The organism is Amycolatopsis oliviviridis (assembly GCF_014654365.1).
GTDB lineage: Bacteria > Actinomycetota > Actinomycetes > Mycobacteriales > Pseudonocardiaceae > Amycolatopsis > Amycolatopsis oliviviridis.
This window is the reverse complement of the sequence record NZ_BNAY01000003.1, coordinates 934,297-947,356: the sequence shown is the minus strand read 5'-3', so window position 1 is coordinate 947,356 and position 13,060 is coordinate 934,297. Positions and strand designations below refer to the sequence as shown.

Below are 13,060 nucleotides of genomic sequence, written 5' to 3'. Positions count from 1 at the left end.
AGGGAAGGCCACATGCCGGAAGCGACCGAAGATCCGTTCGGCGGCAGAACCCCGACCAGTCACGAGCGCATGACCGGCCTGCCCTGGGACGCTTCCTACCGCGAAGGACCGGCTCCCTGGGATTTCGGCGGACCTCAACCGGCCGTGGTCAGGGCCGCGGCGAGGTTCACCGGCACGGTGCTCGACGCGGGCTGCGGATCCGGAGAGAACGCGCTCTTCCTCGCGTCCCGGGGGTTCCGGGTGCTGGGCGTCGACGTCGCGGAGACCGCGCTGGACAAAGCACGACAGAAGGCCCGCGTCAAAGGCGTGGAGGCCGAGTTCGTGACGGCGGACGCGCTTCAACTGGAGCGGCTCGGGCGCGGGTTCGGCACGGTGCTCGACTGCGGCCTCTTCCACGCTTTCGACGCCGACGAGCGCGTCGAGTACGTCAAAAGCCTCGAAGCGGTCACCAAAGGGACGCTCTACATCCTGTGTTTCAGCGACGGCGAGAACGCCGGGCCGCACCCGGTAAAACGTGAGGCGCTGACAAAGCCTTTCGGGGCAGGATGGCGCGTGAAGACCATCGAGGAGGAGCGCGTCCGGACCAGGTTCCACGACGAGAACGGCGCTCCCGCCTGGTTCGCGACGATCGAGAGAGAGCCGACGCGTGAGTGACCTCAGAGATCTCCTGGCCGGCGTCGCCGCCCGCGCGGCCGATTACCGCGAGAGCGTGGCCGACGCCCCTGTCTTCCCTGACGACACGTCGGGCGTCCGCGAAAAGCTCGGCGATCTGCCCGAGAAACCCGCCCCTCCCGCCGACGTGATCCGGCGGCTGGCCGACGCCGTCGAGCCCGCGCTGGTGGCGAGCACCGGGCCGAGGTACTTCGGCTTCGTCACCGGTGGCGCGCTCGACGCCGCGACGGCGGCCGACATGCTGGCGACCGGCTGGGACCAGCCCGCGTTCAACAAGGTCACCTCGCCGGCGGGCGCGATCGTCGAGGACGTGGCCGGCGCATGGCTCAAGGACGTCCTCGGCCTGCCGTCGCACGCCTCCTTCGGGTTCGTGACCGGCGGACAGGGCGCGAACACGGTCGGCCTGGCCGCCGCTCGGCATCACGTGCTGGCCCGGGCGGGCTGGGACGTCGAACGCCGCGGGCTGCACGGGGCGCCGCCGCTGCGGGTCATCGCCAACGAGGAGCGGCACGCGACGATCGACCGCTCCCTCCGCCTCCTCGGCCTGGGGACCGACGCCGTCCAGCCGGTGCGCGCCGACGACCAGGGCGCCATCGACATCGCCGGACTCGAGAAGGCGCTCGACGGGCCCGCAATCGTTTGCCTTCAGGCAGGGAACGTGAACACCGGCGCGTTCGACGACTTCGCCGCAGCGACCGAGATCGCCCATCGGCACGGCGCGTGGGTCCACGTCGACGGCGCGTTCGGGCTCTGGGCGGCCGCCGCCCCCGCGCTCAGGCACCTCACGACGGGACTGGAAACGGCCGATTCCTGGGCGGTCGACGGGCACAAGTGGCTCAACGTCCCGTACGACAGCGGATACGCCTTCTGCGCTCACCCCGAGTCGCACCGGGCCTCGATGTCGCTCACCGCCGCGTACCTGACCGGCCAGGGCGACGGCGGCGTGCGGGCGCCGGGCGACTTCGTGCCGGAGTCGTCCCGCCGGGCGCGGGGATTCGCCACGTGGGCGGCGCTCGGCGAGCTGGGCCGCACGGGGATCGCCGAGATGATCGAACGGTGCTGTGCCCTGGCCCGCAGGTTCGCCGAGCAACTCACCGAAGCGGGCATCACCGTCGTGAACGACGTCGTGCTGAACCAGGTCCTCGTCGACTTCGGTGACGACACGGAGCGCGTGATCGAGGTCGTTCAGCGGTCCGGCGAGTGCTGGATGGGCGCGACCACGTGGCGCGGCCGTCGCCTGATGCGCATCTCGGTGTCCAACTGGAGCACGACCGAGGCCGACGTCGACCGCAGTGCCGCCGCGATTCAGGCCGCCCGGGCGTCCGTGGCGTCCAGCGGATAGGCGTAGCTCGCCCCGCCGAGACGCCGTGCTGTCGCGTGCAGGGCGGCGTTGGCCTCGCGCATGCGCCGCAGCGTCACGAGGTCTCCGGGCGGCGCGGTCCGCTGGACCCCGAACAGCACGGTGTACGGATCCCGCGCGACCGGGACGCGGGGTGCGGAAACCCGCGCGGTCGGGAAGAGATAGAGGAGCACGCTGCCGCCGGCGCCGAGCATCTCGGGCGTCAACGCGGCGAGCGCGTCGCCGAGCACTTTCTCCGCGTGCTTCCCCGGCAACAGGACGTTCGCGCGGGGATGCGGGTGGTACCACGAACCCGTCGACCGCAGGTGCGCCTCGATCGGCAGGATCCGGTCGGCGAACTCCCGGTAGGTCGCCTCGGCGATCTCGGCCGAATCGTGCCGGAGGTCGCCGATCGGCTGTGCCTGCGCGGAAACCGCCTCCAGGACGAAACGCCAGCGTCCGTCCGCGTACTGCGCCTGGCCGTCGACGTGATCGAAGCGGAGCTCGTCCACCAGCCGCCGCTGATCGCCTAGGTACGCGCCGAGATCGTGATACGTCAAGCGATGCCGCCGGACCTTCGACGGCGCGCGGGTCAGCGCGACGGTGGCCCGCGTGATGATCCCGTGCCGCCCCTGCGTCCCGCGCACGGCGTCGAAGAGCGCCGCGTTGCCCGTGGGCGAGCAGGTCACCAATTCCCCGTCGGGGGTGACGACGTCGAGATCGTGGACGTTGTCCGCCTGCGAGCCGTAGCGGTGGCTGGCGCCGCCGAAACCGCCGGTGGACAGCAAGCCGCCGACGGAGAGTTCCAGGTAGTCGGGAAGCACGGGCGGGACGGTGCCCGTGCGCAGCGACGCGTCGACGACCGCGCGCCAGCGGGCGCCCGCGTCCACGCTGATCCGGTCCGGGCCGAACGGGCGGACCCCGCCGAGTGACGACATGTCGATGACGATCCCGGCGTCGACCAAGGCCTGCCCGTCGACCGAATGCCCGGCACCTCGTGCCACGACAGGGATTCCGTGCGTCCGGCCGAACCGGACGAGGGTCGCGACGTCGACGGCGGTCGCCGGGAAGGCGACGGCGAGCGGACGGCGGTGGACGTGATCGCCGAAGTCCCGCTCAGCGTCCGCGAGGTCACGGTCGCGGACGCTGAGCGTTCCGGCGAGGTCGGGCGGTTCCACGGCTCCGCGTCCGGGGATCGCCAGCCGGGGTTCGGAATCGTGGTGTGCCACGGGATCGACCTCCGGTCCGGGGAACTGCCCTCTCCTCGGACAACGACGTTAAAGGTCGCGAAGGGCGGTTGGCCTCTCCCCGATTGCGAGCAGTCGTGGATAAGCCTCGCCGCCCCTCCCGCCCCTAGCCTGACCGAAGGGCGAAAGGAGCACTAATGTCGGTCGACGACGCGGGACGGCTCGGGCTGAGGGCGTTGGCGGATCTGGCGACACCGATGGCGGTCCGGGTGGCGGCCACCTTGCGGGTCGCCGATCACATCGCGGCCGGGGCGCGCACCCCGGCGCGACTCGCCGCGGTCACCGGCACGCACGCGGGGGCGCTGGACCGCCTGCTGCTGCATCTGGTCACCGTCGGGCTGTTCACCAGGGACCACACGGGCGCCTACGCGGTGACCGAGGTCGGCGAGCAACTCCGTGACGATCACCCGCGCAGCAAGCGGAAGTGGCTGGACATGAACGGCGCCATCGGCAAGGGGGACTTGAGTTTCGTCGATCTCGCCCACGCGGTGAAGACCGGCGAGGAGTCCTATTCGGTGCGTCACGGCGTCCCGTTCTGGGACGACCTCAGCGGCGACGCGGAACTGTCGGCGTCCTTCGACGCGCTGATGGGGCACCACATCGCGCTCGACAACGCGGGCATCGTCGACGCCTACGACTGGGCGGGCCTCGGGCACGTGGTCGACGTCGCGGGCGGCAGCGGCGCGCTCCTGGAAGCGTTGCTCACCAAGCATTCCGGCTTGCACGGCACGCTGGTGGACCTGCCGGGACCGGCGGCCAACGCGCGCGAGCGGTTCGCCGGGAGCGGTCTGGCCGAACGGATCGACGTCGTGCCGGGGAGCTTCTTCGACCCGCTGCCCGCCGGCGCGGACGCGTACGTGCTGTCGGCGATCATCCACGACTGGGACGACGGGCCGTCCGTCCAGATCCTGAAGCGGTGCGCGGAGGCGGCCGGGGACGACGGTGTCGTCCTGCTCGTCGAGGCGATCGGTTCCGACGGCGAGACCCCGAACACCGGCATGGACCTGCGCATGCTCATCTACAACGGCGGCAAGGAACGCGGGCTCTCCGAGCTGGCCGAGCTGGCGCGCATGGCCGGGCTCAGGGTGCGCGGGACGCACAAGGTGGGCCAGAAGTCTTATATGTCCATTGTGGAATTGGTCAAGGCCTGAGCTGAAGGGAGCTTTCCCCGCATCAGATGCGGGGAAAGCTCCCTTCGCCGCGTCTCATGCGGCCAAAGGCCCCTTCAGCCGCTCGGCGATGTCCGCCCGCAGCGCCTTCTTGTCCACCTTGCCGATCCCGGTGGCGGGCAGGGCGTCGACGACGACCAGCCGCTCCGGGAGCTTGAACCGAGCCGCGCCCGCCGCGAGCATCAGGTCGTGGACGTCCTTTAGCGCCACGGAATCGGTAGCGACCACATAGAGGCAGACGACCTCGCCGAGTTCCGGATCCGGCATGGCGACCGCCGCCGCGTGCTTCACCCCGGCCAGCTCGAGCGCGAACGACTCGATCTCCTCGGCGTTGATCTTCTCGCCGCCGCGGTTGATGACGTCCTTCTCCCGACCGGAAACCACCAGGTAGCCCTCGGGTGTCACGCGGACGATGTCGCCGGTGTTGTACCAGCCGCCCTCGACGAACGACCGCGCGTTCAGCTCGGGGGAGCGGTAATAGCCGCGCGTCGTGTACGGCCCGCGGACCAGCAGGATCCCCGGCTCGCCCGGCGGCACCGGTGCGCCTTCCTCGTCGACGAGACGGATCTCGTCGTGCGGTGAGATCGGCTTGCCCTGGGTGTGCAGGATCAGCTCGTCGGGGTCGTCTAGCCGCGTCAGGCACAGAAGTCCTTCGCCCATCCCGAAAACCTGCTGCAACGTGCAGCCGAGCTTCGGCCGCACCTGAGCCGCCAGTGAGGGATCGAGTTTGGCCGCTCCGATCTGGATCATCTCCAAAGTGGACAGATCGATCCCGGGTCCGGTGTCCAGGTACTCGATCCAGCGGTGCAGGATCGCCGGCACCGCGGACGTCGCGGTGATCCGCTCGCTCTCGATCAGCGGCAACGCCTGCTGCGGAGCGGGCGACGGCGCGATGACGACCCGGCCGCCGGACAGCAGCGCGCCCAGGATCCCCGGTCCGGTGTTCGCGAACCCGTGTCCCAGCGGCAGCACCACCAGATACGAGGTGCCCGGCCCGAACCGGCAGATCTCCGACGCCGTCTTGATCATGTAGGTCAGGTCGTTGCCGCTGCGCGGGATCAGCTTCGGCAGCCCCGTCGTCCCGCCCGAAAGCAGGAAGGTCGCGACGGAGTCGCCGTTCGGCGCGGCGGCGTCGAGCGCCTGGGTGACCTCGGCGGGTTCGTCCGCGACGAACAACCCGCGCAGGTCGACATTGCCCGGCGCGACGTCCTCGCCGACGACGAACACGAGCCCGTCCGGCAGCACCTCGCGGGCCAGCGCCTGATGGTCGAATCCTTTGTGGACGTCCGGCACGACGATCGCGCTCGCCTCGGCGTTGGCGAGGATCCCGCCGATCTCGTGCTCGCGGAACTGCGGCATCGTCCACACCGGAACCGCGCCGAGCCGCAGGCACGCGACCGTGGTGACGACGAACTCCCAGCAGTTCGGCAGCTGGATGACGACGCGGTCGTCGCCGCCGACACCGAGCGCGCTCATCCGGATCGCCGCGCCGTCGGCCTTGGCCAGCAGCTCCCCGAACGTCATCCGCACGTCCCCGTCGACGAGGCAGACCTCGTCCGGGTACTTGCGCGCGGTCTCCGCCAGCTGTGTCCCCAGCGACCGGCCTTCCCAATAGCCCTCGGCGAAATAGCGGTCCGCGTCGGCGCGCGGCCACGGCACGACCCCCGACCCGGTCGACCGCCCGGCTGATCCCGGCATGGCTCCTCCTCGATATGGGTCCCGACGCCGACACTAGGAACGCGGCGCGCGCCGGGGCGTCTCGAACCTTGCGCTCGCACTCGAAGATCGCTCGAGGATCACGCGCAAGCAGTCGAGGAGATGCCGGAGTCAGGCGCCAGGGCAGACGCTGTCCGTACAACGAGGCGCCGGAATTTTGTGTTGTCTCCGGTCGGGCGACCTATTTCGAGGAGCGAGGACTTGAGCGAGTACAAAGCACCCGACGAAGCCATTGCGATCATCGGTATGAGTTGCAGGTTCGCTCCAGACCTCGACTCTCCGGAGAAGTTCTGGGAGTTCCTCGCCGATGGTAAGAGCACCGTCAGCGACATGCCCGAGAAGCGGTGGAAGTCTTACGCGGCCAGCAGTCCACAGGCGACCGCGATCCTGAGGGGGACCACGATCCGCGGCTCCTTCCTCGACGACATCGAGGGATTCGACGCCGACTTCTTCGGCATTTCCCCGCGTGAGGCGGACTTCCTCGACCCGCAGCAGCGATTCATCCTCGAACTGGCCTGGGAGGCGCTGGCGGACGCGGGTGTCCCGCCGCTGTCGCTGCGCAACTCCGACGCCGGTGTGTTCGTCGCCGCCAACTCGAACGACTACGGCCGCCGCCTGCTGGAGGACATCCCCCTCACCGGCGCGTACGCCGTCAACGGGACGACGTTCTACGGGATCGCGAACCGCGTTTCCTACTTCCTCGACGTCCGCGGCCCGAGCATGGCCGTCGACACCGCGTGCGCCGGTTCGCTGACCGCGCTGCACATCGCGGCGCAGAGCCTGCGCACCGGTGAGACGTCGATCGCGCTCGTCGGTGGCGTCAACATCATGGCCACCCCGGCGCTGAACGTCGCGCTGGAGGGCGCGGGCGCGATGTCGCCGGACGGCACCAGCAAGGCCTTCGACAAGAACGCCGACGGCTACGGCCGCGGCGAGGGCGCCGGCGTCATCGTGCTGAAGCTGCTTTCGGACGCGGTCCGCGACGGCGACCCGATCCAGGCCGTGATCCGCGGCAGCGGCGTCTTCCAGGACGGCCGCTCCGAGGGCATGATGGCGCCGAACGCCGAGGCGCAGGCCCACATGCTGCGCGAGGTCTACGAGCGTGCGGGCGTCGATCCGTCCACTGTGGACTACGTCGAGGCGCACGGCACCGGCACCCCGACCGGGGACGGTGAAGAGGTCGAGGCGCTGGCCGCCGTGATCGGGGCGGTGCGGTCGACGGAGAACCCGTGCCTGGTCGGTTCGGTGAAGCCGAACATCGGGCACGTCGAGGGCGGTTCCGGCATCACCGGCGTGATCAAGACCGTGCTGGCGCTGCGGAACGAGCAGATCCCGCCGAGCCTGCACACCGAGCCCAACGACGCTATTTCGGACCCGGCCTCGGGGCTGAAGCTGGTCGGCGAGACCACCCCGTGGCCCGCCGGTGCGGGCACCCGCCGCGCCGGTGTCTCCAGCTACGGCGTCGGCGGCACCATCGCCCACGTCGTCCTCGAAGAGGGCCCGGAGCAGCCGGAACTCAAGCGGGACAAGGGAACCAACGACGGCACGCGCAAGGTCTTCCCGATCTCCGCGATGTCGGAAGCGGGCCTGCGCGCGCTGGCCGGTTCCGTCGCGGACTGGATCGACGCCAACCCCGAGGCGACCCTTTCCTCGATCGGGTACACGCTTTCGCAGCGTCGTTCGCACCTTCCGCAGCGCGGCACGGTCATCGCCGCCTCCACCGAACAGCTGGTCGAGCGGCTCCGCGCGCTCGCCGTCGACGAACCCGCGTCCGGCATCCTGATCGCCCGCGCGGGACAGCAGAGCGACGGCGCCGTGTGGGTCTTCTCCGGGCACGGTTCGCAGTGGTCCGGCATGGGCCGTCAGCTGCTCGCCGAGCACGCCGGGTTCGCCGCGATCATCGACTCGCTGGCCGGTGTCTACCGCGAGGAACTGGGCTGGACGCCGCGTGAGGCGATCCTCGACGGCGGCCCCTGGACCGCCGCGCACGTCCAGGCGCTGACCTTCGCCATGCAGGTCGGCCTGGCCGAGGTGTGGCGCAGCCGCGGCGTCAAGCCGAGCGCGATCATCGGGCACTCGGTCGGCGAGATCGCCGCCGCGGTGGCCGCCGGAACGCTCGACATCCTTGAAGCCGCCCGCTTCGCCTGCCGCCGCGCGGCGGCGTTGCAGCGGCTGGAGGGCGACGGCGGGATGGTGCTGGCGAGCCTGTCGTTCACCGAGGTCCAGGCCAAGCTGGGTGACCGTGCCGACCTCGTCGCCGCCATCTCCGCCAGCCCGACGTCGACCGTCGTCTCCGGTGACAAGGCCGCGATCGCGGAACTCGTCACGCAGTGGCGCGAGGACGGCATCGACATGCGCGTCGTCGACACCGACATCGCTTTCCACAGCACGCATGTGGACGCGGTGCTGGAAGAAGTCGCCGCGGCGGCCCGTCAGCTCAACCCGCGCACGCCGTCGGTCAGCCTCTACAGCACCGCGCTGACCGACCCGCGTTCCGGAGTCGCCCGCGACGGCGACTACTGGGCGGGCAACCTGCGCAACCCGGTCCGCTTCGCCGAAGCCGTCGAGGCAGCGTTCGAGGACGGGCACCGCGTGTTCGTCGAGATCTCGTCGCACCCGGTCGTCTCGCACTCGATCATCGAGACCGCCGAGAGCCTCGGCATCGACGACCTGGCGGGCTGCGCCACCCTGCGCCGCAACACCGACGAGGTCGGCACGCTGCTGCACAACCTCGCCAAGCTGCACGTCCAGGGCGTCGAGATCGACTGGACGCGGGACTTCGCCGAGGGCGACCTGCTGGGCATCCCGGCCGCGGCGTGGCAGCACAAGCCGTACTGGATCTTCCCGGAGACCGGCGCCGACGCCGGCCTCGGCAGCGGGCACGACCCGGAGAGCCACAGCCTGCTCGGCGGCCGGATGACCGTTTCCGGCGCCCCGTCGCGGCAGGTCTGGCAGACCCGGCTCGACATGGACAGCCGTCCGTACCCGCAGAGCCACGGCCTGGTCGGGGTCGAGGTCACCCCGGCGGCGTCGATCATCAACACCTTCGCCCTCGCGGCGGAGGAAGAGGTCGCGCCCGCGCTGACCGACATCGTGCTGCGCACCCCGCTCGCCGTGCAGCCGGCCCGTATCGTCCAGATCGTCAAGGAGGGCCGGTCGCTCGCACTGGCCACCCGGATCGCGGACGAGACCAGCGCCGACAGCGACGAGTGGATCACGCACACCACCGCCACCATCGACACGGGCGCCAAGGCGCCGGAGGGCCGGATCGACTTCGCCACGATCCGCGACCGCCTGCCCACCGGGTCGCTCACGAAGGCCGACGAGATGTTCGGCCGGATGGGCGTCGAGGGCTACGCGTTCCCGTGGGACATGAGCGAGCTGTACTACGACGACGTCGAGCAGCTCGCGCTGATGGACTGCGTCGCGCCGCCCGCGAAGCTGGCCACCAGCTGGGCGCACGTGATCGACGCGGCGCTGACCATCAGCGCCATGGTGGTCTCGCCCGGCCACGCCACGGTGCTGTGGATGTCGCGCGGTATCGAGAAGGTGGCGTGGAAGGGTGAGCCGCCCGCGCGGATCATCGTGCACGCCACGCGTTCGCCGAAGTCGCCGGAGGACACCGTCGACGTGCTGGTCGCCAACGAGGACGGCGACATCATCAGCGAGGTCATCGGCCTGAAGTTCGCGGCCGTCGAGCACCTGGGCACCGCGGTCCTGCCGCGTGACCTGGTCCACGAGATCACCTGGCACGAGCTGCCCGAGGCCACGCTGGCCTCGGACCTCGACCAGATCGTCGTCGTCGGCCCGCCCGCCACCACCGGCACGCTGGTGGAGCAGTTCACCGCCGCCGGCGTCACCGCCACCGCGGTCGAGGTGGCCGTCGACGGCGAACCGCTCGACCTCACCGCCGAACTGTTCGCGAACCCCGGCGCGGTCGTCGTCGCGCCTTCGCGGGCGGCGGAAGGCGAGCGGCTGGAGGACTCGACCGAACGCACCACGTGGTCGCTCATCCGCACCGCGCAGCGGATCGCGGAACTCCAGGCGACGTCGAAGGGCAAGGTCGCGACCCAGCGGATCTGGGCGATCACCAGCGGCGTGCGTCAGGGCACCGACGAGCGCTCGGTCGCGCACGGCCCGTTGTGGGGCGTCGGCCGCATCATCGCCGGCGAGCACCCGGAACTGTGGGGCGGCACGATCGACGTCGAGCACTGCACGGCGTCCGACCTCGGCTCTCGGCTGATCGAGGTCTTCCGCGGCCCGGCCGGTGACGAGGACGTCATCTCGCTGACCGGCGAAGGCGCGGAAGTGGCCCGGTTGAGCCAGATCACCCGCAGCGCCGACGGTTCCCCGCTGCACTGCTCGCCTTCGGGCACGGTGCTCATCACCGGTGGTCTCGGCGGGCTCGGGCTGGAGGTCGCCCGCTGGCTGGTCGACCGCGGCGCCCGCCGCCTGCTGCTGGCCGGCCGCCGTGGCCTGCCGCCGCGCGCGGACTGGGCTTCGGTGACCGACCCGGACGTGCGGCACCAGATCGACAGCGTCCTCGGGCTCGAAGCGCTCGGGGTCACGGTCGGCGTACTGGCGCTGGACATCACCGACGAGGACGCCGTCGCCGAGGCGCTCGCGCCGGGCGCGCTGGGCCTGCCGCCGGTCACCGGCGTCATCCACGCGGCCGGTGTGGTCAACGACGCGCTGGTGGACAAGGTCGATCAGGACGGGCTGCGCGACGTGTTCGCGCCGAAGGTCGGCGGGGCGCTGGTGCTGCACCGGCTCTTCCCGGCGGGGTCGCTCGACTTCTTCGTCCTGTTCTCCTCGTGCGGCCAGTTCGCCCGCCTCTCCGGGCAGGCGAGCTACGCGGCGGCCAACTCGTTCCTCGACGCGCTGGCCACGCACCGCAACTCCGGCGGCACCTCGGACACGATCAGCCTCGGCTGGACGGCGTGGCGCGGTGTCGGTCTGTCGCAGGACATCGCGACGACCATGCTGGAGGCGAACTCCCGTGGCCTGGAGGCCGTTTCCGCTTCGGAGGCGTTCCGGGCGTGGGCGTTCGGCGACCGGTTCTCCTCGGACTACCAGGCGGTGCTGCGGGTCCTGCCGACCCCGCCGCACCAGCGGAAGCTGCCGATGTTCCGAGAGCTCACGGTGGTCGACGAGAGCGCCGACGCCAACGCGGGCACCGGGTTCTCCGTCGACTTCGCGAACCTGTCCGAAGAGGAGACCCGCGAGAAGGTCACCGGCGACGTCCGCGAGCAGGTGGCGGCGGAGCTGAACCTGGAGGCCGGTGACATCGAGCTGAAGCGGCCGCTGGTCGAACTCGGGGTCGACTCGGTGATGACGGTGGCGCTGCGGGTGCGGTTGCAGCGGCGCTACGGGCTGGACCTCCCGCCGACCATCCTGTGGGCCAAGCCCACCGTGGCCGCGGTGTCCGACCACATTCACACCAGCCTCGCCGAACTGGCCGAGGCCGACGAGAACCAGGCCGACGCGGCCTGATCCCCGAACCGAAGGGCGTGGGTGGCCTGGACCGGCACCCACGCCCTTCGGCGTCTGCGTACCTGGGAGAGGTGGGGTTCATGGCCATCGAACCGATCACGCGGTTCCTGCTCGCCGTCGGCGCGATCCTGCTGGTCAGTCATTTCTGCGGGGAAGTACTGCGAAGACTCCGCCAGCCACCGGTCCTCGGCGAGATCGTCGGTGGTCTCCTGCTGGGTCCCTCGGTGCTGGGCCTGATCTGGCCGGAGGGCGGCGCCTGGCTCTTCGCGCCCGAAGTACTGTCCAGTTTGGACAAAGCCGCGCAACTGGGCCTGGTCGTGTTCATGTTCCTGCTCGGCTGCGAACTGCGGACCGACCGCATCGAACGGAAATCCCTGGTCGGCGCGGTGGTGCTGGGCGGCATGGGACTCCCGTTCGCCGCCGGGATCGGCGTCGCGTTCGCCGCGTCCTCGGTGCTGGCGGGAGCGGGCGCCCCGACGGCGGGCTATGTGCTGTTCTTCGCGCTCGCGATGGCGATCACCGCGTTGCCCGTGCTGGCGCGGATCCTGGTCGACCTCAAGCTGGAGCGCACCGGGCTCGGCGCGCTTTCGGTCACCAGCACGGCGATCGGGGACGGCGTCGCCTGGCTGACCCTCACCCTGATCCTGGTGGGCACCGGCGTCCAGGGCGGCGGGAACCCCCTCACCACGGCGATCCTGGCCGTGGTGCTGGTCGTCTTCACGTCCCTCGTCGTACGGCGGGTGCTGAGCGCGATGGTCACGCGGATCGAGTCCGAGAAGGTCATGACCGTGGTGCTGCTCGTGGGCGCGCTGGCCTTCGCCGTGATGACCCAGATCCTCGGGCTGCACGCGTTGCTGGGCGCTTTCCTGTTCGGCACCGCCGTTCCCCGGGACTGCCCGCTGGTCGAGCGGATCAGTGAACAGCTGCGCGGCTTCACCCTCGTCGTGCTGCTGCCGCTGTTCTTCGCACTGGTCGGGCTGAGCACGTCGATCGGCCTGCTCGGGACGAACGTTTCGCACTGGCTGCTGTTCGCCGGGGTGCTGGTCGTCGCGCAGCTGACGAAGTTCATCGGCGCGGGCGGCGCGGCCCGGCTCGCCGGCCTGCCGGGGAACCAGGCGATCCAGCTCGGCACGCTGATGAACTGCCGCGGCGTCACCGAACTCGTCGTCGCCACCATCGGGCTGAAATACGGGCTGGTGAACCAGCTGGGCTTCACGATGCTCGTCCTGGTCGCCGTCGTCACCACGGCCGTCACCGGGCCTGTGATGCGGTTTCTCACCCGTCGGGAACCGGAGAACTCCGAGGTTTTCGGCAATCAAGAAGACGTTCCGCCCCGCGACGGACTGTCACGCTCGGTGTCCGAAACAGCGAAATGAACGAGGGACGGAGGAGCAGTGCAACCGCATCCCTGTGACTGCAGCCCG

Annotated in this window: 7 protein-coding genes; 5 read left to right on the top strand and 2 right to left on the bottom strand. The window is 70.6% G+C overall.

Annotated features, from left to right (window positions below):
* The first annotated feature begins 12 nt into the window (after positions 1-12).
* Both IE302_RS17535 and IE302_RS17530 read left to right on the top strand, forming a co-directional pair.
* Positions 13-654, top strand: coding sequence for a class I SAM-dependent methyltransferase (locus tag IE302_RS17535; RefSeq protein WP_191255548.1), 642 nt, complete (start codon positions 13-15; stop codon positions 652-654).
* Complete coding sequence (locus IE302_RS17530) at positions 647-2,014, top strand: pyridoxal phosphate-dependent decarboxylase family protein (RefSeq protein WP_191255547.1); 1,368 nt, start codon at positions 647-649, stop codon at positions 2,012-2,014. Before IE302_RS17535 ends, IE302_RS17530 begins: the two co-directional genes overlap by 8 nt.
* On the opposite strand, the gene IE302_RS17525 is transcribed toward IE302_RS17530, so the two are convergent.
* Complete coding sequence (locus tag IE302_RS17525; protein WP_191255546.1) at positions 1,978-3,240, bottom strand: FAD-binding protein; 1,263 nt, start codon at positions 3,238-3,240, stop codon at positions 1,978-1,980. The two genes, IE302_RS17530 and IE302_RS17525, sit on opposite strands and share 37 nt — an antisense overlap.
* A 155-nt stretch (positions 3,241-3,395) precedes the next feature.
* Between IE302_RS17525 and IE302_RS17520 the strand changes: the two genes are divergently transcribed.
* Positions 3,396-4,409 (top strand): methyltransferase, encoded by a 1,014-nt coding sequence (locus tag IE302_RS17520; protein ID WP_191255545.1) that lies wholly within the window; start codon positions 3,396-3,398, stop codon positions 4,407-4,409.
* 54 nt (positions 4,410-4,463) lie between these two features.
* Here IE302_RS17520 and IE302_RS17515 read toward each other — a convergent pair whose 3' ends face one another.
* Entirely contained in the window at positions 4,464-6,125 is a 1,662-nt protein-coding gene (locus tag IE302_RS17515) for a (2,3-dihydroxybenzoyl)adenylate synthase (RefSeq protein WP_191255544.1), read from the bottom strand.
* A gap of 177 nt (positions 6,126-6,302) precedes the next feature.
* On the opposite strand from IE302_RS17515, the gene IE302_RS17510 reads away from it, so the two are divergent.
* The gene (locus IE302_RS17510; protein WP_268246757.1) at positions 6,303-11,636 is read left to right on the top strand and encodes a type I polyketide synthase; all 5,334 of its coding nucleotides are present in this window, start codon (positions 6,303-6,305) and stop codon (positions 11,634-11,636) included.
* Positions 11,637-11,716: 80 nt separating this feature from the next.
* Positions 11,717-13,012 carry a cation:proton antiporter domain-containing protein gene (locus IE302_RS17505; protein ID WP_191255542.1) on the top strand — a complete coding sequence of 432 codons (1,296 nt, stop codon included), beginning with the start codon at positions 11,717-11,719 and terminating at the stop codon, positions 13,010-13,012.
* The last annotated feature ends 48 nt before the right edge of the window (positions 13,013-13,060 follow it).